The following is a 26,016-nucleotide window of genomic DNA, read 5'->3' as shown; positions in this document are numbered from 1 at the left end:
TAATCTCAACACTACCATTCACCCCTCCACCGCAACTTGGTTTTTGGAGTTTGGTATTTGAAACTTAATGAAACTTAAAACGTATGTCCTTTCTCCATCCAGGCTGGCTTCTGCTGCTGCTCATCCTTCCCTTCATCCTTCTCGGCGCGATTCTTGCCCAGCAGGGACGTAGCAAGGCCTGGCAACGGATGGTGGCACCACGCCTACGGAAACAACTGGTCAAGGAAGGCTCTAACACCCGACGCTGGGTATCGCTGGCTATCGGCCTGGCGAGTTGTGCGCTGTTGATCGGGAGTATTGCCCGACCCTACCAAGGCGAAACCACCACCACGGCCCAGATCCGCACCCGCAACATCCTGATCGCCATCGATACCTCACGTTCCATGCTCGTGCGGGACACCTCACCCGACCGCATAGGCAGCGCCAAAGCGATGGCTCTGGAGCTGCTTGCCGCATTTCCTAACGACCGGATAGGTGTCATCGCATTCTCCGGCGCACCCGTGCTCATGGCCCCCTTGACCATCGACCACAGCTCGGTGCACGAAACACTTAGCCAGCTCGACACCAACGTCATCCCTTCCGGTGGCTCGGACCTCGCCGCAGCGGTCCAGCTGGCCATCGAGACATTTAAAAAATCAGGCCATAAATCCAACGCTCTCATCGTCATCAGTGACGGTGAGGACCACTCGGAGCAAATCGATCTCGCGGGCTCCGAAATCCGCGAGGCTGGTATCGCCGTCTGTACCATCGGCATCGGCAAGGAAGCAGGCGGCATCATCCCCGATCCCCGACAGCCCGATGGCAAATACCGCGACATCAAAGGGCACACGGTGCATAGTCGGCTCAACCCCGGTGCCCTGGACCAGTTGGCCCGCGCCGGTCGGGGCACATACGTTCCCGCCTCCACCGGGGCCGACAGCGCCATCCGCTCCGCCCTATCGTTCCTGGAAAGCGATCAGCAAGCGGGTCGCAAGATCAGTATCCCCAGGGAGAGCTACCAGTGGTTTCTGTTGCCCGCCATCATCCTGCTCGTGATTTCCATGCTGGTCAGGTCCAACCTTTTTACTAACAAACTTCGCGCGCCATCGGCTCCGACCATCCCGTGCCTGGTGATCATCCTCTGCCTGCTCGCCGGGGAGAACCGACTGCTGGCGGCCACCGACATCGAACACGCTGCCGCCGCCTACGCGCGCAAGGACTACGATGCGGCACTCGATTTTTTCACCAAGGCCCTGCCATCGCTCAATGGCGAGGACCGGCGGGCCGTCCAGTTTTCCCAAGGCAGCTCGGCCTATCGCCTCAAGCAATGGCACCACGCCACACGCTACTTCTCTCAAGCCCTGCTTTCAAATAACAACCAGCTCCAGGAGCAGTCCCACTACAACCTCGGCAACACCCTGTTTCAATCGGGCTGGACGGTCCTCAACCCACCCAAGGCAACAAAAACCCCCAATCCGTTTATCGAACAGATGCGGAAGCTCATGTCTCAGGAAAAAGCCACGGAATCACCACCCGGGCAAACCCAGCTGACTAAATCGGATGTCCAGCAGGTCATGACAAACTGGCAGGATGCCATCACCCATTACCAGGCGGCTCTCGACATCAATCCTAACAACCAGGAGGCGGAGGATAACCGCAAGGAGGTTGAAAAACTGCTCAAGCAGCTTCAAGACGCCCTCGACCAGGCGGAAAAGGAATCCGAGGACGGCAATGATGACCAGCAGGGTGAAGGCAAGGATTCCGATAACAAAAACGACAAGCAAGGCGACGGCAAGGACCCCAAACAAGATCCCGACAACCAGGGCAAGGGTGACTCCAACAATAAACCTGAAACACCTGAACCGGGTGACCAGAAAAACGATGACCCGGGGGATAAACCCGATGACAATCCGCAAAAAAACCAACCCAAGGAACAGCCCGAGAGAAAAGCGGGCGAAAGCAAGGAGGCCTTCGCCGCCCGCATCCTCAAGGAACACGCCGATGCCGAAACCCGCCCCGTCAACCGCCGATTCATCCAGCTGCGACGCCCCGTCAAGGACTGGTAACAAGGGAGCGTGGGCGTCCCGCCCGCACCCACCGCCCCAATCGAAGCCACCGAACAAACATCCATTTGACAACACCAGCCTCCATCCTTTTCCTGGCTCTGTTTATGCCCCTCCTGGCATACGCCCAGGATCATCCCGCTCCCTACGCGGAAGCCGCACTAACCAGCGACCACCTCATTCCGGGTGAACAAACCAGCCTGGTCATCCAGCTCCGTGGCGCCCAGCCGGATTTCAGGCCAGCGCCTCCCGCCGTTCCTAACACCGCCGTCAATTTTGTTAGATCTGTCACCCAGATAGACACCCAGCGCCAGCTGACCCAGGTGTTTCAGTACCGGTTGACCTCCGCAAAACCAGGCACATACACCATCCCCCCTGTCGCCATGAGCGCGGGTGGAAAACAACTGCAAAGCCCGCCGGTCACATTCCACGTCCACGATCCTGCCAATCTGGTCAGCTTACCCACAGGACTGTCGGGCCACAACATCCTCGCCGGTTGGTTCCCCGCGAAAACAAACCTCTACCAAGGGGAGCAATGCCCACTCGTCCTCAAGCTCTATGTGCCGGAACAACTGCGCCTCGCCAGCTGGGGGCTGCCTGACCCCAAAAAAGAGAACTGCCTCGCATGGCGCTTCTCCATGCCTCCACTCCACCAGTTGGGTCAGGCCACTGTCAACGGCATCCCCCATCTGTCGGCGAGCTATGAAACAACCCTCAGCGGCATCAAACCCGGCACCGCCACGCTCGGCCCCACCCAGCTCCGCCTTGTCATCAGGCAGCGGACCATCGACCCACGGCTCGGCCCACGTATCTCAGACATCCCCCTGGAACTCACCCTGCCACCGGTGAAGTTCACGGTGTTGCCCTTCCCCGAAGGCGCTCCGGCGGGTTTCCAAGGTGCTGTCGGACAGTTCCAAATCAGGGCGGAGTGCTCCAAGCTGACACTCAACGACACCGACACAACCGAAGTCATTCTCCAAGTCGGCGGCACCGGCAACCTTGAAAACATCCAGCCGCCCCAACTAACAGGAAGCGACTGGAAAGTGATCGATACCTCCAAGATCACCCGGGGTGAGGAAAGGCGCTTCATCAGCGGGGTGGTCACCTACCGCCAACTGCTCCGACCCGATCTTGACCCGACACCTAACACTCCCAGCTCCATCGTATCAATCCCGCCGTATTCATTCAGCTACTTTGACCCCGACGACAAGGCATACCACACCCTCACCACCACCGATATCCCGGTGAACATCATCCCAACAGCCAAGCCAAACGGAGCATCCACAGACCAGCCGGAAATCAACGAAAAAGTAGGGTCCGCACCCGACGATATGCGCGGCATCCTCGGATTTATCGACAAGCCGACTGCACCCCGCCCGGCATTCACCACCCGCCACTCGCTCTTCTATCATCTTTTTCCCGCCCTCGTCTGCCTCATCATCGTCGCCATCCCGATTCGACGGAAAATCAAGGCCGCCTCAGCCAGCCACCCCGACGACCAGAAGAAAAAGGAGGCTCTGAAAAATCTCTCCGAGCCTGCGGACACACGCACTTTTTACCGACGCGCAGGTCGATTCATCGACCAATGGCTACACCCTAACCAAGAACTCGAAACCATCCTCTCGGAGCGCGACAAGTTGTGTTTTTTACCCGATGACATCGATGTCGGGGATATCGCGCCCGACCGGAAAAAGGAAATCATCGCTCTACTCAAGCGCTGTTCCAGAATCACCCTCATCCTGCTGTCCACCATCCTCACCACCCCTGATCTCCCCGCCCAAGAAAATCACCAATCACCAATCACCAATCACAATTCACCAATCACCAATCACAAATCACAAATCACCAGCGCCCGCGATGCCTGGAAAGCCGGGCAATACCAACAGGCAATCGACATCTATCAGAAAGAATATCCCAACCCCGCTGAAACTCCCGCCGATGTGCTTTACAACATCGGCAACTGCCACTATCGACTCGATCAGTTCGGCCACGCCGCCCTCGCCTGGAGGCGCGCCCTGGCCGTGGCCCCCGACCACCAGAAGGCACGGCAGAACCTCCGTTACCTGGAACTTGAGCAAGGCGCGTTCTCCGTCAACATCGCCACTTGGCAGAACTACCTGACCCTAACCACCCCCCAGGTTTACAAGACCCTGTTTTACACCTCTCTATGGATGCTCCTGATCATATCACTCATCCTCATCCTCCTGAGGCCCCGGCACAAGGTTCCTTGGATCATCCTGCTTTTCCTGCCTCCCATCGCAGCGACCCTTGCTGCGCTGGGGGTCTATTATTTCCCGGACTCGGATTTCCATACCCCCTTTGACGCACAAGCTGTTAGCCTAAAAAAATCACCACTCTACACCGAGGCGCATCGACAGGAAAAGGACCCCGGCGGCATACCCGAGGCGTCCTACCTCAAGGTCGTCGCCGTCCGCGGCCCATGGACAAACGTCGAAACCCCCGACGGACAATCCGGTTGGGTTGCCAGCGAGAACATCGGCATGGTCGCGCCTGACTCCACCCAGATCGAGTAATTATTGGGTATTTATTGGGTTGCAGTCATTCACGGTCTATGTTCGTGTCTCAGAGGTTTTTTAAATGATGAAAGTAATAACGTATTTATGGGTTTTGTTGTTCGGGTGTATAATGGTGTCTGCAGCCGAGCCGATTGCAGAGCGTGGCTGGAAGGCCAAGTCGGGCCATGAGGTCCGGGCTGTCGCGCTCAAAGTAGAAAACGGCAAAGTGCATCTCAAAAAGGCGGACGGAAAAACCGTCATCGTCCCCGTGCACAAGTTGGTGGACGCTGATCAGGAATTACTCAAAAAACACTTCGAGATTTCTGACGACGCAGCCAAGGGTGAAGGAAGCGGCGCTGAGACAGCTGCGAACTTACCGCACCCGCTTGGCAAGGTATCCGGACCGGTTGACGCAGGGGGAGGCTCGACGTATTACGTTTATCTACCCAAGAGCCTCAAGGCAGGGAGGAAGGCACCCATGCTTTTTTATACCAATTCAGGTGGAGGCAACCCGGGACTCATCAAGGGCCTTACCGACTATGCCGAGCTGTTCGGCTGGGTTTTAGCCATCTCAGTGGAATCAAGCAATCAAGCCGGCTGGGACAAAAATTCCAGCAACTGCAAAAACTGCCTGGAACACATCCTCGACAACCTTCCCGTCGATGAAAAAAGACTACACTACACAGGTAACTCCGGCGGCGGCGCGCAGGCCTTTGTCAACACCGAGATTAAAAAAGCCTACGGGGTGATGCCCAATATCGGCTATATCCCGCAAGGAGTCGAAGAAAAGACATCCGTCATCTACGGGCTTGGCGGTGGCCATGATTACAACCGCTACCTCACCGCATACGCCGTGAGTAAGTACAAAAAAAACGGCTTTCACCGGATGGCCGCCAATGGCCACGGCTCCGCACCGGACGATCACCGGGGCGACGGCATGTTCTGGATGCATTGTAAGTTTCTAGCCAAAGAAAAAGGCAAACACTCCGGGGAGGCCAAGGATTTTGAACTCTCAGCCCTGGGCTGGCTGGAAACAATGAAGGACAAAAACCCCCAGCGGGCCTACTCTAACGCGATCGTTTTCAAGGAAATTTACGGTCCATCAGGCGCGAACGCATCCGCACTGGATAAACTCATCAAGGATCTGGCAAGCGCCCCCGACAACGTACTCTACCACGAGGCCTTATTGGAGATCAACGAGGTCTCAAAAAAATATTTTGCACCACTCGGTAAAAACGGAGGCTCTAGCTTCAACCACGAAAACTCCAAATCAAACCGCGCTGTCACCAAACTCAAAGAGACCTACGGCCACATCCCAGCCATCTCAAAAGTCCTCGATGCCATGCTGAAAAACACAGCCGGCAAGTAGCCCCCTCGCATGGTCGCCCCCGGCTCCGTGCTGACTCGCTCAAAATAGTAAACAGCAAAAGCCACCACAATTCGCACAGCAAGGTGGCGGCACGTTCTGCCCCTCCCAGGGAGGGTGGACACTCCTTGTCCACTTCATCACCAGTTCCCGGCGCAACCCAAAGCACCTCAGCAGAGCCCCTGCGCCACCCAGGAATTCCCACACATTCATTCTTGCCACTCAGCATCTTTCTAGCAGAGTGGTATCCGTGTGTAAAAATTTCTATCCGCGCCCCCGCGAAGGCACATCCCAACAAGACCAGGAACCCCACTTCACCCGAGGCCTCCCAGGCATAGCCTCGCGCGAAGGCCGGGTGCCGGCCATAGTCTTCCCTCCGATCCCACGGATCGTATACTCAGATCACCATGGCCCATTCCTCCTCCGTCGTATTTTTCGCTTCTTTCGTGTTTTTTTACTAGTCAACACCAAATAACAAACCTACCCTATCCATAAAAGCCATAGCAACAAGCACCACCTAACAAGAACAATACCGTGCACCCCCCATTCCATGCCCACACCACCACCCTGAAGGACAGCAACACAACCAACCGCACATCATGCAAAGAAGATCCCATCCCATCCTAGAGATCCAAGACTGCTGGGCTAAAACCAACCCCGAGACAGGAACCCCCTGCCTCTCTGTTGCCGATCACTGCCTCACCGTGGGCTGGGTCGCAAAAAACCTCCACTCATCCCTTCCCCCACAAATCCAATCTCTCTTACCCAACGGCTGGAACACACTCATCGCTGCCCACGACATCGGCAAGATCACACCCGGCTTTCAATTGAAGTGCCCACTATGGCAGCATCACACATCGGTATCAGCTCAAATCCTCCCAAACGGTCTCACCACCAACCACGCACTCATCAGCCAATGGCATCTTCAAGACACGGCCAAACATTGGACGGTCTCTAGCGCAGGCCACCACGGCTCCTACCCGGAAGGATGGTCAACCCTCAAAAACTCGAGATTCCGCCCAAAAATCTCAGAAGGCGGCCTCGAGCACATCTTCGCTCCATTGCGCGACGAACTCCTCGCCACCCTCACCCAAGTATTCGGTCCACTCCCCACTACCCCCATCGCCAAATACCCACCAAAACCTGACGACCCCGTCACCGATGCCGCCCGCCTCCACTTCCTCACCGGCTTCACCATCCTCGCAGACTGGATCGGCTCAAACACGGAATGGTTTCCCATCGATCTCACCATCGACGAACCCACCGTCACCAGCAAAGCCATAGAGAAAACCACCCAGTTACGCCTATCTCCCACGATCAAGTCGTCACTCACCTTCGGCCAGCAGTTCACCGCTAAGAATCCAGAAGCATTCACCCCGCGACCCATCCAGCAAACCCTCCTCGACGCCGCTACTGAGCCCGGCCTCTACATCGTCGAAGCCCCGATGGGCATGGGTAAAACAGAAGCCGCTCTCGCCACCGCCTACCAACTCTGGGAAAAAGGTCACGCCCGTGGCCTCTACTTCGCCCTGCCCACCCAACTCACCTCCAACCGCATCCACGAACGCATCAACGCGTTCCTCAAAAACACCATCGATGCCGACACCTTCCAAACCCTCATCCACGGCAACGCATGGCTCAGCGAAGACGCCACCATCTCCCTCTCAAATCAGCTCGAAGAAAAAGACACACACCCCGAGCTAGACCACAACGACACCGACGAGGCCCTGCGCTGGTTCTCCTCCACCCGCAAGCAGCTCATCGCACCCTTCGGCACCGGCACCATCGACCAAGCACTACTCTCCATCCTCCCCGCACGCTTTGCCGCCCTGCGCCACTTCGCTCTCGCTGGCAAAGTCATCGTCATCGACGAAGTGCATTCCTACGACCCCTACATGTCCGCCCTCATCGACCGCTTGATCCAGTATCAGCTCGAGTGCGGCTCTACCATCATCATCCTCTCCGCCACCCTAACAGCAGCGAGACGTCAACAACTCGTCGCCGCCGCCGGAGCCACCGAATCCACCGCTCCACACGACTATCCTCTCATCACCAAAGTCGCCACAGGTAACACCACCGCCGAACCCTTCCCCGTCGCCGAAAAGGTCGATGAGAAATCCATCAAACTTCACCACCACACGCTCATCGACGACGACACCGCCTACTGGCAATCGATCGCCGACCACGTCAACGCCGGTGCCAACGTCGTTGTCATCCGCAACACCGTCGCCCTCGCTCAGCAAACATACCAAACCCTCAAATCCCTGCTGCGCGAAAACTCGGATCAACCCGCCTCCCTCATCCATTCCCGCTTCCCGCAGTGGAAACGCGAAACGAACGAATCCACCTGGGTCGAGCGCCTTGGTAAAAATCCCGCCAAACGCCCGAAGGGATCGCTCCTCGTCTCCACCCAGATCGTCGAACAATCCGTCGATATCGATGCCGACCTCCTCGTCACCGACCTCGCACCCACCGACCTCATCCTCCAGCGCATCGGCCGCCTCCACCGCCACCAGCACGACCGCCCCACCGAATTCACCACCCCCACCTGCCACATTCTTCACCCGGATACCGACTGGCAGGGCAGCGCCAAGGAGGTCAAACAGCAGCTCTATCCTCACCATTTTATCTATCCTCCGCTAACACTCTGGCAAGCCCAACAAACCTTACTCAACCAAAAGACCATCTCCCTCCCTACGCAGATTCGCGATCTTCTCGAAAACGCATCTGCAGAAACTCCGGACGATACATCTCCTGCACTCTCAGAATTCCTCAGCGAATACCAGCTTCTCGAAAACCAGCAATCCGGCACCGCCCGCATCCGAGACACCTTCACCACCGCCATCGACGATCAAGAAGGACGCGAAACACGCTACAAAATCCAACCCTCCATCGCCGTCATCCTGCTCAAAGAACCTCCCCTCACCCAAAACGACAACATCACCATCACTCCATACCAACAGGGCGAGAACGCCCCCTCTTCCTTCACCATCCGGCCCGAGCAATTCTCCTACCCGCTCGCCAAATCCCTCCACAAAAACGCCGTCCAGATCTCCAGATACCTCGCCGCAGAGCTACTCAAACACCAGCCCACTCATTACCCGTGGCTCCCCCAACACATGCGCGACGCTGTCATCGCCGTTGTTCAGGACGACTCCACCGAACTCGACCTGCTCGGCACGCCAAACAAGTACACGCTCCACTACCACCCGGAAACCGGAATCACTTCCAAAAAGAACGAACAATCACCAAGCTATACCGAACCGGAAGAAGACTGGTTCTAACCAACACTCACCACCATGGAAAATTTCAACCTCATCGACCACCCCTGGATTCCCGTCCGCTGGAAATCCACCTCAGCGGAAAACCCACCCCTCGTCTCTCTCAACGACGCCTTCTCCCGTGGAGAAGAAATCGCCGACCTCGACTGCCTCCCTCACGAGCGCATCGCCCTTATGCGACTACTTGTTTGCATCACGCAATCGGCATTAGAAGCGCCCGCTACTCCAGACGACTGGAACACCTTCGACACCAACCTCGCCTCCTCAATCCCCGCATACCTAAATCAAGAGAACATCCACCCTCACTTCAATCTTACCGGAGACGGCCCACGCTGGCTCCAAACCAAACCCAAAAACATCTCCCCGAAAGACCAAAAACCTCTCAGCAAACTCTCCTTTCACCTAGCCTCTGGAAACAATCCAACTCTGCTCGACCACTGGGGCGAAGCCACCCGACCTTGGCAAGCATCCGACGCCGCACTCCTCCTCCTCTGCCTCCAAAATTTCTTCGTCGGCGGTAGTATGGCTTCCGCCGTCAAAGGAAATGGCCCCGCGCTGAAAGCTCTCCATCTCATCCTCCAGGGCGACTCCTTGACTCAGACCATCCTCGCCAACTGCCTCGACCACCACACCATCGCCTCCACAGGTCAACCGCTCGGCAAACCAGTCTGGGAAGCCCCCGCAGACCAGACCTTACTCTCACGCCTCGCCCCCAGACCATGCGCTCTCTGGCTTTCAGACGACCTCACCACCGTCTCTATCGCCCAAGGTCACCAATACCTCGATTTCGACGCCATACGCGAGCCCTCCACCACGCTGCGCATCGACCCCAAAAAAGGAGATCGATACCTCCTCCGAGCCAGTCCCGGCCGCGGCGTCTGGAGAGACCTCCACCTCCTCACCTGCCTCAAAGTCGGCGAAGAATCCACCGGCGACCCCTCACTCGTCCTCAAAGCCTACTACGAGCGCGAAGAACATCTCGGCTCTAACATCCGCTTCTGGGTCGGCGAACTCATCAAAGCCAATGACGCAAAAATTCTCAACTCCACCGAATCCTCCTTCACCGTTGCTTCCACCATCTTCACTCCTCAGGGGCACCTTACCTACCATGCCGGAATCGACTTCGCCGACAACATCTCGAAAAAACTCTACGGTGCCGTCAAATTTTTCGCCTCACAGCTCGGCAGTGAAGCCGCCCCCACCGAAGCCGCTCAGCAAAACTACTGGCACACCCTCGATCATGAGCACCGCCAACTCATCCACCTCGCCGAACAGGCCGAAAATTACCCATTACCGAAAGCTATCGGCAGTGAAGGCGCAACCGACCTTTGGACCAAAACCATCCAGAAAGCCGCCCTCGCCGCCTACGAAGCCGTTTGCCCACGCACCACACCACGGCAAATCCAAGCCTACGCCGCTGGAATCAAACCGCTCTACCGAGCCCTATATCCTTCAAAACAAAAAACAAAACCCGCAGCCAAAGCGACTAAGTAGCCCATCAAGTAGCGACCAAGAAATTCCACATCATTCAAACCATGAGCACCGACAACAAACCCAACCACGCCGACTTCATCAAGCGGCTGCAAAAGATCACCGATGACCGAGGAAATCGCGCAGCCCTCCGCAAATATTGGAGCCCCACCACCCGTCATCAAGCCTACCCCATTCTAGGGCTGCTAGGCGCTCTCGGCGACGAGCGCAAGACCATCACCGCCGCCCTCTTCGCCGAACACCCGGAACACCGTGAAAACATCTCTGTCGGCAAAGCCGCACTCCTTCTCGGCGACCGCAAGGACGGCGATCACCCCTACGACCGCCATTTCCGCCGTCTCCTCGCCTGCGACGATCTCACTGACCTCGGCCAGCAACTCCATCGCCTGATTAAACGCATCTCACGCGAAGGCATCGGACTCGACTACGCCGATCTTCACAAACGCCTCAACTTCTGGGCGAACTACCGCGACGAAGTCAAACTCTACTGGGCCGCCGATTTCTGGCAGGCCTCCGAGGCCATCAACAATCTCCAATCCTAAATCCCATGATTCTCACCCAAGCCCGTATCCCCTACGACATCGCCGCACGCCCGTGGAAAGACGGTGGGTTCCGCGATTCCTACGCCTGGCACAAACGCATCTGGGAAGCCTTCCCCGGCAAACCGGAAGCCGACCGCGACTTCCTCACCCGCCTCGATGACACCGGCAATGACTTCCGTCTCCTCATCCTCTCGCCCGAGCCACCCACACGGCCCGACTGGTGTCCGTCCGACGGCTGGCAATCGAAGACCGTGGCAGACGATTTCTTCACGCACAGCGCCTACCAATTCTCCCTCCTCGCCAACCCCACCGTCACCCGCGTGGTGCGCCTCGCCGACGGCAGCAAAAAGAAAAACGGTCGCCGCGAACCCATCGTCAACCGCGAGGAACTCATCACCTGGATGCAACGCAAAGCAGAACACCACGGGTTCAGCGTCGCTACCGACTCCCTGAAAACCGTCCCGCGACCGCGCCAGAACTTCCTCAAAAAAGGCAAAGGTGGCACTCACACCGCCACCGAGTTCCAAGGCATCCTTCAAGTGACCGACAAAGACAAATTCCAACAAGCCGCCACCTCAGGCATCGGTTCCGCCAAAGCCTTCGGATTCGGCATGCTCTGTCTCTCACCCATCAACCTCTAACCTTCAAACAATCAACCAACTAACAACTACAAAACCATGAAACTAATTGAACTCCACATCCTCCAATCCTTCCCCGTCTCCTGCCTCAACCGCGACGACGTCGGCTCACCAAAATCCGCCCTCTTCGGCGGCACCAAACGCGCCCGTATTTCCAGCCAGTGCTTGAAACGAGCGTCACGCATCACCGCAGCAAGTGACTCCACTGGCTTCGAAGGTATCCGCTCGCGTCATCTTAAAGAACCATTTATTTCCGCTCTGTTGAATGAACAACTTAGCGATGATGAGGCCAATGTTTTTGCTAACGAGCTTTGCACAGTTTTTAGCAAACAAGATCCTAAAAACGAAAACCAAGTGACAACAGCCGTCTATCTCTCCCCTGCGGAAATTAAAGGTATGGCCGTAGCGATAAAGGAAAACATCGAAGACATTCGAACTCTAACCGACGATAAAAAGACCGCTGCAGCCATCAAGAAAGTTGCAAAGGACGCAGCCAAAGCCGCCACCCGCAACGATGCAGCAGACATCGCCCTCTTCGGCCGCATGGTCGCCAACGATCCCAACCTCAACATCGACGGCGCGGCCATGTTCTCCCATGCCTTATCCACCCACCGCGCGGACAACGAAGTCGATTTCTTCTCCGCCGTCGATGACCGCAAAGGCGATGCCGAAGACGCAGGTGCCGGTATGATCGGCACCCTCGAGTTCAACTCCGCCACCTATTACCGCTACGCCGCCATCAACCTCGACCTGTTAGCCGACGACAAACACCTCGGCGGTCTCAGCGAGGACGAGCGCAAGGACATCCTCCGCGCCTTCATCAAGGCCGTGCTCACCGCCGTGCCAGGAGCGCGTAAAAACTCCATGAGCGCCGCCACCCTTCCGCACGAAGTGCTCGGCATCCGCAAAGGCTCAGGCCAACCACTTCAACTTATCAACGCCTTTGAAAAGCCCGTCCGCGCCAACGGCTCAGGCTTTGCCGACGCATCCTTGGAAACGATGAAAAACCACCTCGCCGACATCGAAAAAACCTGGGGCGACCAAGGCAAGAAAACCTACCTCACCGAAGACGGCCTCGACACCTTCCTCGACAACCTTCTCTCCGACTAAGCCATGCCCGCACTCGCCTTCTACCTCGACGCCCCCATGCAATCATGGGGAGCGTCCTCCAAATACCAATATCGGGAAACCTCCCCCTTCCCGACCAAATCCGCCATCGTCGGCCTCCTTGCAGCCGCCCTCGGCATTGATAAACACAGCCCGGACGAAGCGGAAAAACTCATCCCGCTCACCAGCCTGACACTCACCGTCGCCCGATTACCCAAATCCGCCAATGGCCGCGAACTCAACAGCACCCGCCTCACGGACTTCCATACCGTGGGAGGTGGTTATCCTGATACACCTTTCGGAAAATTGAATGTTCCGCCGGTTGCAGAAAAGAACAAATCAGGCACGCTCAAATGGAAGAGTCCCGAAAAAAGAACAGTTCCAACTTGGCGAAGCTACCTCACGGGAACCTCCTTCGTCGCCATCCTGGAAGGTGATGGAGAAACCCTAAACCAACTAAGCAAGGCCCTCCGAAACCCTGTTTGGGGGATCTGGTTCGGACGCAAAACCTGCCTCCCCTCCACCCCGCTCACCCCCACCCTGGCGGAAACGCGGGAACAAGCCTTCGCCACCCTCCTCGACGCCCTCCCCCAGCGCGAAACCGCGTCACTCGACGCCTTCGAATACCAGCAAGAGGTCACCGGCGCCCCCGAAGACGGCGACTTCTTCCAAAGCGACCAACCGGTTGCCTTTGGTCAGCACCAAGGTGCCGTCCCCTCCCCCTACCGATCCCGCGCCATCCGCCACCACCGCCCCGAGTCCTCATGAAACTCCCCACGCTCATCTCCGACATCCAGCACCTCGACACCGCGCTCGTCAAAAGGGCGGCCTCGGCGGTCAACGTCTCGCTGACCGCCCGCAACTGGCTCATCGGCGCCTACCTGGTGGAGTTTGAGCAAAACGGCGAAGACCGGGCGCAATATGGCGCAAAGCTCATCCCGGAACTGGCCAAGCGGCTGAAAAGTGCGGGCGTAAAAGGCTTAAGCTCAACCAATCTCAAGCTCTGCCGCCTATTTTTCGAGCAATACCCCTCAATTGGTCAGGCAGTGACTGACCAATTCCAAAACAACCTCTCCATCAGCAACTTACCAATAAGTTCGACACTGTCGCACTTATTGGTCTCATCTCATATAGACACGACTCAGCCAATTCGCCAGTCACTGACTGACGAATTCACTTCGTCCAATCTCCCCCGCGCCCAATCACTCAAAATCCTCACCCAGCTTTCATTCACCCACCTCGTCGAGCTCCTCAAAATCGACGACCCTCTCAAGCGCGCCTTCTATGAGATCGAAGCTATCAAAGGTCGCTGGTCCGTACGCGACCTCAAACGCCAGATCGGCTCCCTCCTCTTCGAACGCACCGGACTCTCCAAGGACAAAGAAAAACTCATCGAACTCACCAACCAAGGGTCGGCCGAATTTCATCCGCGCGACCTCATCCGCGATCCCTACATCTTTGAGTTCCTCGGCCTCCACGCCCGTGATACTATGGAGGAATCCGACCTCGAAACCGCCTTGTTAGACCACCTGCAAGCCTTCATCCTCGAGCTCGGTCGTGGCTTCTGTTTCGAAACACGCCAACGAAAAATCCTCATCGGCAGCGAACACTACTTCATCGACCTCGTCTTCTACCACCGGCTCCTCAAATGCCACATCCTCATCGACCTCAAGGTCGAGCCCTTCTCCCATGCCAACGCCGGCCAGCTCAACACCTATCTCAGCTGGTTCAAAGAACACGAAATGCAACCAGACGACAACCCGCCCGTCGGCCTCCTGCTCTGCACCGACCGCAAATCCCCACTCGCCAAATACACTCTCGGAGGCATGGACGAAAACCTCTTCGTCTCCCAATACCAACTCCAGCTCCCAGACCCGAAGGAACTCGAAGCATTTCTCCGCAAAGAACTCGCAGAAAACTCGTAAACCATGCCCATTTTCGAACGTCCTCCACTCGATACCCTCTCCCCGGCGAAAGACCGGTGGACTCCCGTCTATCTCGAGCGCGGACGTCTCGAAGTCGATGATGCCTCGATCAAATGGATCAGCTCTGAAGGAACCATCATCCGTATCCCTGTGGCTACCGTCTCGGCCCTGATCCTCGGTCCCGGCACCACTGTCACCCACGCCGCTGTCAAAACCTGTGCCCAGTCAAACTGCCCCGTCTTCTGGATGGGCGAGGACGGCATGCGCTTCTACTCCTTCGGTATCACCCCGAACCACGACAACTCGATGGCACGCCTCCATGCCGACGCATGGGCACATCCCCGCAAACGCGCCGAAATCGCACGCCGCATGTTTCTCAACCGTTTCCCCGAGGCAAACGTCCACGGCATTTCCATCAAACAACTGCGCGGCATGGAAGGCAAACGCGTCAAAGCCATTTACGCCGAACTCGGCAAACAATTTGGTGTCACTTGGAAAGGCCGCGACTACAAAACCACCAACTGGAATCTCGCCGATGGCATCAATCGTGCCCTGTCCACCGCCAATGCTTCACTTTATTCCCTATCTGCCGCCGTTTGCTGCTCCATGGGCTTCATCCCACAACTCGGTTTTGTCCACCAAGCCGGCACCCTCCCCTTTATCTACGACGTCGCCGACCTCTACAAACACGAAACCTCTTGGCCAGCGGCATTTGAAGCCATCTCCATCGACCCGAATGACCGTGGCGAACTCGTGCGCAAAATCCTCAAACGCCGCATCGAGGAAACACGTATGCTCCGCCGCATGCCCAACGAATTGAAAGCACTCTTCAACGAGCTGCCCGGCAACGGCCCGGCGGAAGCGCACGTTCACCCACTTCAGCCGAAACAATGACCGTCCTCGTAGCCAACGACACGCCACCTGCAATCCGTGGCCACCTCAAGCGCTGGTTTATCGAACCTAAACCGAACGTGTTTGTCGGCACGCTCAACGCACGCACCCATAAAAAAGTGCTCGATTTCATCCTCCGGCACGCCCCAACGGAATTTGGACTTCTCATCATTTCCTCGGCTCCCAATTGCCAGGGCTACAACATCCAGCGTATCGGCCCCGAAGGCAAAACGGGCAGGAAGGAAATCAACCTTTCCGGTATCCCCCTCATCGCAGAAAACTGGATCGACCCCGAAAACGTCCCTTTTTGAGACATCTTGACACACCCCAGTCGGTCAAAATTCTTGCTCTTCGATACTCTACCAATCAAGCTATTGGCAGAGCTTTCCCCGCCCACGCGGGGATGACCCGAGAATGCCCAGGCCATCGACGGCCGCGAGTGCGCTTTCCCCGCCCACGCGGGGATGACCCGTGGGGGGATTTTGAGAAGACGTTTTGGAATAGGCTTTCCCCGCCCACGCGGGGATGACCCGGCGGCGCAGCCAATCCCCCACCGGCCTAGAGTGCTTTCCCCGCCCACGCGGGGATGACCCGTCTTGAGGTATTCGCGACACGACTCCGCAAGAGCTTTCCCCGCCCACGCGGGGATGACCCGCCACAGATCAATCCCCGGGTGCAGCTCCCTCCGCTTTCCCCGCCCACGCGGGGATGACCCGGCGGGGGCCTATTACGCCTGCCCGCACTGTGAGCTTTCCCCGCCCACGCGGGGATGACCCGTGGTTGCCCGGGCGGATGAGCGCGCTGCACAAGCTTTCCCCGCCCACGCGGGGATGACCCGAGTTGCCGATGCGGCCAGGATACGAGTGGCTGGCTTTCCCCGCCCACGCGGGGATGACCCGGTATGATGGTGACTGTGTGCATTGCGGGAGATGCTTTCCCCGCCCACGCGGGGATGACCCGCTGTGTCTCGTGGACGAGGGTGGCACGCGTACGCTTTCCCCGCCCACGCGGGGATGACCCGCAGAACGATCAAGGCCAGCAATCCCCCACCACGCTTTCCCCGCCCACGCGGGGATGACCCGGCCTGGGTGAGCAACACCCGCCCGGCGAACCTGCTTTCCCCGCCCACGCGGGGATGACCCGCATGTGGCCCGCAGCCGGGTGCTGGGCGAGCGGCTTTCCCCGCCCACGCGGGGATGACCCGCCCCCGTTTCTCCTGCCGGAGGTTCCATGAGAGCTTTCCCCGCCCACGCGGGGATGACCCGGCCGATGATCTCACCACACACATGCGATGGGCGCTTTCCCCGCCCACGCGGGGATGACCCGGAGACCGTCACCACCATCCAGCGTCAGATAGCGCTTTCCCCGCCCACGCGGGGATGACCCGCGGGATGGTGACCGCCAGCGCGGTCAGCTCCTGCTTTCCCCGCCCACGCGGGGATGACCCGACGTTGCTTGCTACTAATATGATGCTAAAAGAGCTTTCCCCGCCCACGCGGGGATGACCCGTTCTTCGGTTAATCTGAATACTTCAAGCAATGGCTTTCCCCGCCCACGCGGGGATGACCCGACCGTCAGGACGGTCAAGGACTGGATAAAATAAGCTTTCCCCGCCCACGCGGGGATGACCCGAAATTCAAACGCAAGGTTCGCAGCATCGGCAAGCTTTCCCCGCCCACGCGGGGATGACCCGTGCTGCTCTTCGACGGGCTGGAACGGGCTGATGCTTTCCCCGCCCACGCGGGGATGACCCGCTGCCATTTCCCACGTCCGGTCTGGATGGTGCGCTTTCCCCGCCCACGCGGGGATGACCCGATTCCTCGACCGCATGCAGGCGTTTCTATTCGGCTTTCCCCGCCCACGCGGGGATGACCCGGAGGCGATTGAAGCAACGGTAAAGGCTATCGAGCTTTCCCCGCCCACGCGGGGATGACCCGGCAGCCATCAGCGCGGACGACTCCCTTTCCTCGCTTTCCCCGCCCACGCGGGGATGACCCGACCAGGGCGCAGCGATCACAGGCGTATTGCTTGCTTTCCCCGCCCACGCGGGGATGACCCGTCGTCATAAACTTCTGGATCGGCACAGGCTAAGCTTTCCCCGCCCACGCGGGGATGACCCGTTGTTGAAGACAAAACAAAACAATACGCCGTCGCTTTCCCCGCCCACGCGGGGATGACCCGTTTGATGCATCAGCATGTGCCGTCGGATGGGCGCTTTCCCCGCCCACGCGGGGATGACCCGCTCCGCCGCATGTTCCGCTCCTGCGATTTTAAGCTTTCCCCGCCCACGCGGGGATGACCCGGCCGAGGCGCGGGAGGTCTATGACCTGGTGGCGCTTTCCCCGCCCACGCGGGGATGACCCGGTGGATTTCTAGTCTTCGACAGAGGTTTGGGAGCTTTCCCCGCCCACGCGGGGATGACCCGAAGATTCACCCTACACAAAAGCCGGTCTTGCTGCTTTCCCCGCCCACGCGGGGATGACCCGGTTGTTTCCTCGATCTTCTCCCCGTTGTCGCCGCTTTCCCCGCCCACGCGGGGATGACCCGCGGCCAACGGCGACGACCTCACCACCATGGAGGCTTTCCCCGCCCACGCGGGGATGACCCGAACGTCACCTGTGAGGAGGCGATCCAGACGGCGCTTTCCCCGCCCACGCGGGGATGACCCGGCGCATATTGTCGAGGCTACGCATGATCGTCTGCTTTCCCCGCCCACGCGGGGATGACCCGGCGGCAAAATTACAAACTTCAACGCGCCGCGCGCTTTCCCCGCCCACGCGGGGATGACCCGGATGCGGAGCGGCCATTGTCCGTCGCCGATTTGCTTTCCCCGCCCACGCGGGGATGACCCGAGAACCAGGAGAATGCAACACGCTGCCCGTGAGCTTTCCCCGCCCACGCGGGGATGACCCGTCGTCGCCCTTGTCCGGGTTCTCGCGCTTGGAGCTTTCCCCGCCCACGCGGGGATGACCCGGTTATGGATGATGAGTATTTTAGATCGCTCCGGCTTTCCCCGCCCACGCGGGGATGACCCGGAGGTGCACGAGCTGAGCGGGCGCGGTGGCTGGCTTTCCCCGCCCACGCGGGGATGACCCGCTCACCGCCGCCTGCGGGTGGAACCGTAGCGTGCTTTCCCCGCCCACGCGGGGATGACCCGTCGGGCTGTGGAAAAAAACGGAGAATAAGTTGGCTTTCCCCGCCCACGCGGGGATGACCCGGCGTTTACGATAGGCGGCGCGGGCCTCGAGGAGCTTTCCCCGCCCACGCGGGGATGACCCGTCCCGACCCGACAACGACGACAGTCTACCTAAGCTTTCCCCGCCCACGCGGGGATGACCCGTATTTGTAGAACCCATCAGGCCAATGCCTATTGCTTTCCCCGCCCACGCGGGGATGACCCGGGATGAATGATGCGCTTTCCTCACCATTTCATGCTTTCCCCGCCCACGCGGGGATGACCCGCACTAACAGGCACTTGTTTATAACCCCTTGTGGCTTTCCCCGCCCACGCGGGGATGACCCGTTTGACCGGGTGGGGATCAACCTAGTTAGGTTGCTTTCCCCGCCCACGCGGGGATGACCCGGCTGCCGGTGTGGCTGGTCTGGCTGGTGGTGCGCTTTCCCCGCCCACGCGGGGATGACCCGCAGTTTAATATAGCCGAGGACTCTGAATGGGTGCTTTCCCCGCCCACGCGGGGATGACCCGCAATATTTGATCCAACAGGTAAGAAACTGGAGGCTTTCCCCGCCCACGCGGGGATGACCCGAGGGTCGTATGGTCATAACGAACATAGAATTAGCTTTCCCCGCCCACGCGGGGATGACCCGTTGCGGAAAAAAATCCACCGTCTAGCGTGGCCGCTTTCCCCGCCCACGCGGGGATGACCCGCCTGGCTAGTAAGTGGTCGAAAGACCCGGATAGCTTTCCCCGCCCACGCGGGGATGACCCGGTGATTGCCGTGGCGTCCTCGCAGGTGGGCATGCTTTCCCCGCCCACGCGGGGATGACCCGCACAGTGCTGGCAAGCGTAGAAATTGGATCGGGCTTTCCCCGCCCACGCGGGGATGATCCGCTCTGGAACTATATCAAGCGCACCAAGCAGATGCTTTCCCCGCCCCCATCCCATACCCCGCATACTAACATGACTATCAAAAACACCGCACCAGGCCTGAAAACATCGACCAAGGTCAATTCATCTTCGATGCCCCGGGTGACGCATCCGGCTACACCTCCTGGCAAGTCGATCTCGCTGCCCGCAAGCACGCCATCGAACAGCGCTGGGGCATCATCTTAGGCAAACGCGTAAGGGTAAAAATCAAGGACATCGACAAAGAACACGAGGGCATCCTCACTCTGGCGGAACAAAAAAACTGCAAGTCCCCCCCTGCTCAGGCTATCCAGCCTGAAAAAACTGCCCACTGCCAAAGTCCACCACCCCGCATCCGAATCTGCTGTCGAATATGCTTGCGCACTAAACCAGTGCGCACTACTTTAGTGTAATGAAAAACATTACCCTCAGCGCTGATGAACACCTCATCGAGGCTGCCCGCGAAGAAGCCCGCCGCCGCAAAACCAGCCTTAACGCCCTCTTTCGCAACTGGCTCGCTGAGATCGCGGCACAAGAAGAACGCCAACAAAAAATCGCAAAACTCTTCGAAGACATGGACAAATACAACGCTGGCGGCCCCTACACCCGTGACGAAATGAACGAACGATAACCGACTTATGCCAAATCAAGAAACGCCATACTTCCTGGACACCAACATCCTCGTTTACGCCTACGACCATAAGTATCCAGATAAAATGGAACGTGCACGCGACCTCATCGCCGCAGAAAAACCCTGGCTCATCAGCTGGCAAGCTGTGCAGGAATTCTGCAACGTCGCCATCCACAAATTCACCATCCCGCTCGACACCGCATACCTCAGCGAACTCCTGGACATCCTCCTCATCCCCCACTGTCAAATCTACCCCAACGCCTCCGTCTGGCAGAATGCCCTCCGCATCCAGTCAGAAACCCAATACCGCTTCTACGACTCCCAAATCGTCGCAGCCGCCCTCCATTCCAAAGCAAGCATCCTCTTCAGCGAAGACCTCCAACACGGTCGCCGCTTCGGAGACCTGCAAATCCTCAACCCCTTTCTCGAGTAAAACACCTCACCTCCCATGTTCACCGAGAACCAGCTCCTGCCCATCTCCGCGCTGCAGCACATCCTCTACTGCCCGCGCCAATGCGCCCTGATCCACCTGGAACAGGCGTGGGCCGAGAACCGATTCACCGCCGAGGGCAACCAGATGCATACCCGCGCCCACGATGGCCCGGACGAATCCCGCCCGGGCGCCCGCATCACCCGCTCGCCGCACCCGCTCGCCGCACCTCATCGCCCCCCACGCGGGGGCGCGGATTGAACTGTTGATGGCGGATGCGTGATGCGTGATGGCGGATGCGGGCGGGACGCCCACGCTCCCTTTTTGCCCCCACGGGCGGGCGGGTGGGTGCTATTTTGCCTTTTCCGCTTCGGCAACCATTTCCATGATCGCTGTTTCCATGGCTTCACCACGGAGGCCCTTGTGTTTGATCACGCCATTGTGGTCGATCAGGTAAAGTGTAGGCCAGCCACGGACTCCCCATGCTGTGGAGATTTTCCCGTATTCCTGTTCGTCGGTAAAGTTCCGCCATGTCGTCGTGCCGTCGGCCACCAGTTCCTTGAGGCGTTCCTTTTTATCACTATTGACACCTACGATGGCGAAGGGGCGCCCTTTCAGCTTCTCCACGAGCGACCGCTCATGTGGAAGCATTGCCTTGCAGGGGCCTCACCAGATCCCCCAGAAATCGAGCAGGACGACTTGCCCCCGGTAATCACTGAGTTTGAATTCCTTGCCTTCGTGGTCGGTGCCTACGATATCAGGTGCGATACAGCCGATACCCAGTTTCTCAAGCACCATGATCTTGATGTTTGCCTGCGCTAACAGATTGGGGTTTTTCTTGTCCAGGCCAGGGGTCCTGGCCAGCTGTTTCATCAGGGTAAGGCCTTCCTGTTGGGTTGCCTTATTATTCATCAGCTTTTCCGCGAGGTAGTAAGTGGCGCCCAGACGCACTGCTTCATTGCCGGCTTTTTCAACGATCTCACGGAGTTCGGGCTCGCCGCCTCCGTACATGCGGCCGTAATACTGGGCCAGGTTACCAATGGATTTACTGTCTTGATAATGCGTTAACATAAACTGGGTGACTTCTCTACGCTGGGTTGGATTGGCTACCCTCAACGTCCACACCAGACCATTTTCGACACCGTCAGCTTTGGGGTTCTCCCTGGCCAGTTTCAGGATCAGGTTCACCGTCCCGGACGGGTCTGGTCGACCAGTCTTGTACAGCTCCCTTTTTTTGGTGTTATCTTTCTCAGCACGGAGCATTTTCATGAACTCCATGTTCTGCTTGTCGAAGGCTTTGCTGGCGGCCTTAATCTGTTCTTTGACCGTTGTGGCTGCGGTAGTTGTCGCGGCAGTAGGTGACGGTGGGGCCACAGCTTGCCCGGCCTGCCCGAATACCACCGGGCCCCCGGATATCACGACCAGTGCGATCATTGTCATTGTTTTCATAGTGGGTGAATCCTAAGTGAATCCGCCGGGGTTTCCACCCTAAAATTCAAACACGGCCATCGTATCGGGCGCAAGGGCGGCTGGTTGGGAAACATCCACAGCGTTTACCCGTCGTATGTATCCAGGAAATCAACTGTGGCGGAATGAGCTTGTTCCTCAACGGCGTGCACAGGAATAGCATCGACTCCTGCTAGATCGGGTGTAACGTCCATTTATAAAACGACAACAACTGCCTTAAAAAACCGATGTACAGCTTCATTCTCAACTTCGTCATCAGTGCCGGGGTTCTCTGGTTCCTCATCAGCTACTTCACCAGGGGCGATGAAGGGGGAGAGCGCAAAGCCATCACCATCTGCATGATCGTGATGACATGCAACCTGGTGATGTCATTCACCCTCCGTCCATTGATCGGGGGATTCACATTACTGGTCAGTCTGGCGGTGCTGTTTTTTTCCATTGAATGGATCTGTGACACCTCACGGAGAAATACCTGGTGGATCACAGTCTGCTACCTGGTGATCATGCTCCTCATCGGCTTGGTTTCCGCACTGCTGACTGCCCAGGTGGATACCTGATACGTATCTTCTCATTGGGCCGGTATTTGATTGAAACCCGCCTTACCCGACGGTGCTCGCTTTCTCCTTCGATATCCATTTGCAATCCCCCATCCAGATGATAAACACCCTTTCTAGCCTCGTATCTAATACATCCAGGTCATTCACTGTCAAATCATTCACCAGCCACTGCCCCTATCCAATGAAACTTCTCATGCCACTCGTTTTCCTCCTGCACCCCTCACTTGCCGGTGCTCAGCCCCCATCGAATTACCAACTTGATAAAGACTGGCTTGTCGACAACGCAGGATTCGAGGCGACAATTGATTCGGATACATCCCAACAAACGCTCACCCTCAGCAATGGTCTTTTTGAACGGGTCATTGATGCCCGACTCGGAACTACGGTGAAATTCACCAACCTGATGACAGGCGACAGCATCATCCGGGCTGTCGAACCCGAGGGCTCGGTCACACTGGATGGTGTCACCTATGTCATTGGCGGCGCCCAGGGACAACCTAATAAAGCATTCCTGACTGACGATTGGTTAGCGAAGCTCAAACCACTCCCGAACTCACTCAAGCTGGTCAATTACTCGATTGGAAAACCAGCAGAGCGGTTGAAATGGAAACGTGTGCGTCACACCTCCCCCGATGCCGTTTGGCCACCTAAAGGGGCTTATATCCGACTCGACTACGCCATTCCCGAACCCAGTGCTGACGAGCTGTTTAGCACAGCACTTCCGGACTCTGATTTCGGTAGGACGGCCCTATTCACAGACACGTTTGAAAAGCTCGACGCCTCTTGGAAAATCCACAGCAGCAAAGCCCATCCACGTGCGAGCTTTAGCAACGAAGGCAAACCGGGCGAGATTTACACGCTCCCCCATACCGCCGTCTATGCGGAGCGGCCGTTGCCCGAAGGCACCAGCATCGTTGAGGCGACCATTGCCCCCGGCACCGATACCTCATCGAGTTGGGGGCCTGGCATTGGACTCGTTTATAAAAACCGCACCATCAAGTTCAATATCCGTCCAGCAGGCCTGTCAGGGATCACCCGTCCCGTACTCGGTGTCTTTGACGGCACCAATGAAGTCCCGCATGTTAGTGGCAACGATACAATCGATCTCACCAAACCGATCACTCTGCGCATTCGTATCGCGACAGACAAATTATACTTCGATGCTCAACCTCAAGGTGGCCATTGGAAACATTACTACACCCAGCCTATCCCCGCCAACCTGGGTGACGCCATTGCGTTTCGTGTGGGCAAACTCGATAAAACAGGTGGCAGCACCGATGCATCCAAAGACGGCGAACTGGTCCGGCTGCGTATCAATCAGGTGGCATTCTACGGTGCGTTTGAACAAGACAAACTCGCGGAATTAAGGAAGATGCAGGGAAAACAGAAAAACGTCACCGTCTCAGTCCACTACGAGATCTACGACGGCATCCCGGCCCTGAGCAAATGGGTCACTGTCAGCAACCAGACCTCATCCCCAATCAACCTCGATAAGTTTAACGCCGAGACGCTTTCCGTCGTGGAAAACGACAATACCGTGGAGACCCGCGAAGGGGTAGCGCTCACCGTGCCACGGTCTTTACACGTGGAAACCGACATGGCATTCGGTGGTTTCACCCATGCGAACTCCTCTCGACACAGCGTGCACTGGCACACCGATGCAACATACAAAACCCAGGTGAACTACCTGCTTCAACAACCCTGTTTACTCAAGGTCGAGCCTGCTTACGGGCCGGACCAGACGATCAAGGCGGGTGAGAACTTTGAAAGCTTCCGTGTGTTCGAGATGGCCTATGACTCCGAAGACCGGGAACGTCGCGGCCTGGCACTGAGAAAGTTATACCGCACCCTCGCACCTTGGGTCACTGAAAACCCGCTTATGCTGCACTGCAAATCATCGCATGAAGAAACCGTTAGAAAAGCAATTGACCAAGCGGCGGAAACAGGTTTTGAAATGGTGATCCTCTCCTTCGGCTCAGGGTTTAACTCGGAAAACGACAACCCTGACTACCTGTCCCATTGGAAAGGCATCAATGATTACGCCACCCAAAAAGGCATCCACCTGGGGAGCTACTCACTTTACTCGTCACGGAACGCTGGCAAGGGGAACAACATCGTTACCCCTCCAGGGCAACACAATGCTCATGGTCAGTGCCCAGCCATCACCAGCCCGTGGGGACAGGCTTACCTGAAAAAACTCTATAAGCTCTTTGATAAAACGGAATTCATGGTCTTCGAAAACGATGGCCCCTACCCTGGAGATGTCGATATCACCGCGCGCCCACCATTACAAAAAGGCATCAATGACTCACGCTGGGTACATTGGAGAACTTGGACAGACTTTTACAAGCATCTTCGCGCCAAGGGTGTCTATATGAACCTCCCTGATTATTATTTCATGAGCGGCTCTAACAAGTGCGGCATGGGGTACCGCGAAGTCAACTGGTCGCTCCCCCGCGAACAGCAGCGTATCCATACCCGGCAAAACATCTACGATGGCACCTGGCAGAAAACACCCAGTATGGGATGGATGTTTGTGCCGCTCACCCAGTACCACGGCGGTGGCGCTGAGGCGACTATTGAACCGCTTGATCAGCACCGTGACCACTACGAGATCATGATGCGCTCGAATCTCGGGCTTGGCGTCCAGGCCTGCTATCGAGGCCCGCGCCTCTATGATACGGACAAAACCAGGAAAATGGTCACCGATACCGTAGCCTGGTATAAAAAACACCGCGCCATCCTCGAGTCCGACCTGATCCATGGTCGCCGCGCCGATGGCAGGGACATCGACTGGATGCTGCACGTCAATCCCAAGCTTGACGAAAAAGCTTTTCTATCAGCTTACAACCCTACTGGCAAAGAGATGACCAGGACCATTCTGGTGCCGCTCTACTATTCCGGTTTGCGCAGCAGCGCCCTGGTTTCCGTCGATGGCAGGAGTACCACGGAATTCAAGTTAGACAACACATCGCGGGCGAAACTGACCGTCACCATCCCGGCCCATGGATACAGCTACGCCATTTTCAAATAAACAAACGCATT

Annotated in this window: 20 protein-coding genes and 1 CRISPR repeat array; of the genes, 18 read left to right on the top strand and 2 right to left on the bottom strand. The window is 57.5% G+C overall.

The annotated features are described in order from the left end of the window. The first annotated feature begins 83 nt into the window (after positions 1-83). The 16 genes from H7A51_03085 to H7A51_03010 all read left to right on the top strand — a co-directional run bounded on the left by H7A51_03085 (position 84) and on the right by H7A51_03010 (position 21,208). Entirely contained in the window at positions 84-2,045 is a 1,962-nt protein-coding gene (locus tag H7A51_03085; protein MCP5535202.1) for a VWA domain-containing protein, read from the top strand. Positions 2,046-2,110: 65 nt separating this feature from the next. Then, positions 2,111-4,576 carry a BatD family protein gene (locus H7A51_03080; protein ID MCP5535201.1) on the top strand — a complete coding sequence of 822 codons (2,466 nt, stop codon included), beginning with the start codon at positions 2,111-2,113 and terminating at the stop codon, positions 4,574-4,576. Between the two features lie 112 nt (positions 4,577-4,688). After that, positions 4,689-5,927, top strand: coding sequence for a hypothetical protein (locus H7A51_03075; protein MCP5535200.1), 1,239 nt, complete (start codon positions 4,689-4,691; stop codon positions 5,925-5,927). Between the two features lie 596 nt (positions 5,928-6,523). Then, a complete protein-coding gene (gene cas3 / locus H7A51_03070) occupies positions 6,524-9,208 on the top strand; it encodes a CRISPR-associated helicase Cas3' (GenBank protein MCP5535199.1) in 2,685 nt (894 codons plus the stop codon). Between the two features lie 15 nt (positions 9,209-9,223). Next, complete coding sequence (gene casA / locus H7A51_03065) at positions 9,224-10,699, top strand: type I-E CRISPR-associated protein Cse1/CasA (GenBank protein ID MCP5535198.1); 1,476 nt, start codon at positions 9,224-9,226, stop codon at positions 10,697-10,699. A 41-nt stretch (positions 10,700-10,740) separates the two neighbouring features. After that, the gene (gene casB, locus H7A51_03060; protein ID MCP5535197.1) at positions 10,741-11,238 is read left to right on the top strand and encodes a type I-E CRISPR-associated protein Cse2/CasB; all 498 of its coding nucleotides are present in this window, start codon (positions 10,741-10,743) and stop codon (positions 11,236-11,238) included. Positions 11,239-11,243: 5 nt separating this feature from the next. Continuing rightward, a complete protein-coding gene (cas6e, locus tag H7A51_03055; protein MCP5535196.1) occupies positions 11,244-11,879 on the top strand; it encodes a type I-E CRISPR-associated protein Cas6/Cse3/CasE in 636 nt (211 codons plus the stop codon). A 36-nt stretch (positions 11,880-11,915) separates the two neighbouring features. Then, positions 11,916-12,986 (top strand): type I-E CRISPR-associated protein Cas7/Cse4/CasC, encoded by a 1,071-nt coding sequence (cas7e, locus tag H7A51_03050; protein ID MCP5535195.1) that lies wholly within the window; start codon positions 11,916-11,918, stop codon positions 12,984-12,986. 3 nt (positions 12,987-12,989) lie between these two features. Then, on the top strand, positions 12,990-13,751 hold the full coding sequence (gene cas5e, locus H7A51_03045) for a type I-E CRISPR-associated protein Cas5/CasD (GenBank protein ID MCP5535194.1): 762 nt from the start codon (positions 12,990-12,992) through the stop codon (positions 13,749-13,751). After that, entirely contained in the window at positions 13,748-14,908 is a 1,161-nt protein-coding gene (locus H7A51_03040; GenBank protein ID MCP5535193.1) for a DUF1016 family protein, read from the top strand. Before cas5e ends, H7A51_03040 begins: the two co-directional genes overlap by 4 nt. A 3-nt stretch (positions 14,909-14,911) precedes the next feature. After that, a complete protein-coding gene (gene cas1e / locus H7A51_03035; GenBank protein ID MCP5535192.1) occupies positions 14,912-15,802 on the top strand; it encodes a type I-E CRISPR-associated endonuclease Cas1 in 891 nt (296 codons plus the stop codon). Continuing rightward, the gene (gene cas2e, locus H7A51_03030) at positions 15,799-16,110 is read left to right on the top strand and encodes a type I-E CRISPR-associated endoribonuclease Cas2 (GenBank protein MCP5535191.1); all 312 of its coding nucleotides are present in this window, start codon (positions 15,799-15,801) and stop codon (positions 16,108-16,110) included. The genes cas1e and cas2e overlap by 4 nt, the downstream gene beginning before the upstream one ends. A 71-nt stretch (positions 16,111-16,181) precedes the next feature. After that, positions 16,182-19,932: a CRISPR direct-repeat array (repeat unit 29 nt; unit sequence GCTTTCCCCGCCCACGCGGGGATGACCCG). 8 nt (positions 19,933-19,940) lie between these two features. Beyond that, entirely contained in the window at positions 19,941-20,093 is a 153-nt protein-coding gene (locus H7A51_03025) for a hypothetical protein (protein MCP5535190.1), read from the top strand. Between the two features lie 205 nt (positions 20,094-20,298). Then, positions 20,299-20,517 (top strand): hypothetical protein, encoded by a 219-nt coding sequence (locus tag H7A51_03020; protein MCP5535189.1) that lies wholly within the window; start codon positions 20,299-20,301, stop codon positions 20,515-20,517. 7 nt (positions 20,518-20,524) lie between these two features. Next, the gene (locus H7A51_03015) at positions 20,525-20,950 is read left to right on the top strand and encodes a PIN domain-containing protein (protein MCP5535188.1); all 426 of its coding nucleotides are present in this window, start codon (positions 20,525-20,527) and stop codon (positions 20,948-20,950) included. A 15-nt stretch (positions 20,951-20,965) separates the two neighbouring features. Continuing rightward, positions 20,966-21,208, top strand: a complete 243-nt coding sequence (locus H7A51_03010; GenBank protein MCP5535187.1) for a Dna2/Cas4 domain-containing protein — start codon at positions 20,966-20,968, stop codon at positions 21,206-21,208. A 90-nt stretch (positions 21,209-21,298) separates the two neighbouring features. On the opposite strand, the gene H7A51_03005 is transcribed toward H7A51_03010, so the two are convergent. Next, positions 21,299-21,598 (bottom strand): TlpA family protein disulfide reductase, encoded by a 300-nt coding sequence (locus H7A51_03005; GenBank protein MCP5535186.1) that lies wholly within the window; start codon positions 21,596-21,598, stop codon positions 21,299-21,301. A gap of 15 nt (positions 21,599-21,613) precedes the next feature. Next, positions 21,614-22,387, bottom strand: a complete 774-nt coding sequence (locus H7A51_03000; protein ID MCP5535185.1) for a redoxin domain-containing protein — start codon at positions 22,385-22,387, stop codon at positions 21,614-21,616. Positions 22,388-22,641: 254 nt separating this feature from the next. Between H7A51_03000 and H7A51_02995 the strand changes: the two genes are divergently transcribed. Then, complete coding sequence (locus tag H7A51_02995) at positions 22,642-22,971, top strand: hypothetical protein (GenBank protein MCP5535184.1); 330 nt, start codon at positions 22,642-22,644, stop codon at positions 22,969-22,971. Between the two features lie 181 nt (positions 22,972-23,152). Further along, on the top strand, positions 23,153-26,005 hold the full coding sequence (locus H7A51_02990; protein MCP5535183.1) for a hypothetical protein: 2,853 nt from the start codon (positions 23,153-23,155) through the stop codon (positions 26,003-26,005). Positions 26,006-26,016: the final 11 nt, after the last annotated feature.

The sequence above is a fragment of the Akkermansiaceae bacterium genome (assembly GCA_024233115.1).
Classification (GTDB): Bacteria; Verrucomicrobiota; Verrucomicrobiia; order Verrucomicrobiales; family Akkermansiaceae; genus Oceaniferula.
The sequence above is the reverse complement of the archived record's forward strand: the minus strand, read 5'-3'. Positions and strand labels throughout refer to the sequence as shown.

Coding starts and splice junctions, on each gene's coding strand:
- H7A51_03085 (MCP5535202.1), top strand. CDS start 84: ATGTCCTTTCTCCATCCAGGCTGGCTTCTGCTGCTGCTCATCCTTCCC.
- H7A51_03075 (MCP5535200.1), top strand. CDS start 4,689: ATGGTGTCTGCAGCCGAGCCGATTGCAGAGCGTGGCTGGAAGGCCAAG.
- cas3 (MCP5535199.1), top strand. CDS start 6,524: ATGCAAAGAAGATCCCATCCCATCCTAGAGATCCAAGACTGCTGGGCT.
- casA (MCP5535198.1), top strand. CDS start 9,224: ATGGAAAATTTCAACCTCATCGACCACCCCTGGATTCCCGTCCGCTGG.
- casB (MCP5535197.1), top strand. CDS start 10,741: ATGAGCACCGACAACAAACCCAACCACGCCGACTTCATCAAGCGGCTG.
- cas6e (MCP5535196.1), top strand. CDS start 11,244: ATGATTCTCACCCAAGCCCGTATCCCCTACGACATCGCCGCACGCCCG.
- cas7e (MCP5535195.1), top strand. CDS start 11,916: ATGAAACTAATTGAACTCCACATCCTCCAATCCTTCCCCGTCTCCTGC.
- cas5e (MCP5535194.1), top strand. CDS start 12,990: ATGCCCGCACTCGCCTTCTACCTCGACGCCCCCATGCAATCATGGGGA.
- H7A51_03040 (MCP5535193.1), top strand. CDS start 13,748: ATGAAACTCCCCACGCTCATCTCCGACATCCAGCACCTCGACACCGCG.
- cas1e (MCP5535192.1), top strand. CDS start 14,912: ATGCCCATTTTCGAACGTCCTCCACTCGATACCCTCTCCCCGGCGAAA.
- cas2e (MCP5535191.1), top strand. CDS start 15,799: ATGACCGTCCTCGTAGCCAACGACACGCCACCTGCAATCCGTGGCCAC.
- H7A51_03025 (MCP5535190.1), top strand. CDS start 19,941: ATGACTATCAAAAACACCGCACCAGGCCTGAAAACATCGACCAAGGTC.
- H7A51_03020 (MCP5535189.1), top strand. CDS start 20,299: ATGAAAAACATTACCCTCAGCGCTGATGAACACCTCATCGAGGCTGCC.
- H7A51_03015 (MCP5535188.1), top strand. CDS start 20,525: ATGCCAAATCAAGAAACGCCATACTTCCTGGACACCAACATCCTCGTT.
- H7A51_03010 (MCP5535187.1), top strand. CDS start 20,966: ATGTTCACCGAGAACCAGCTCCTGCCCATCTCCGCGCTGCAGCACATC.
- H7A51_03005 (MCP5535186.1), bottom strand. CDS start 21,598: ATGCTTCCACATGAGCGGTCGCTCGTGGAGAAGCTGAAAGGGCGCCCC.
- H7A51_03000 (MCP5535185.1), bottom strand. CDS start 22,387: ATGACAATGATCGCACTGGTCGTGATATCCGGGGGCCCGGTGGTATTC.
- H7A51_02995 (MCP5535184.1), top strand. CDS start 22,642: ATGTACAGCTTCATTCTCAACTTCGTCATCAGTGCCGGGGTTCTCTGG.
- H7A51_02990 (MCP5535183.1), top strand. CDS start 23,153: ATGAAACTTCTCATGCCACTCGTTTTCCTCCTGCACCCCTCACTTGCC.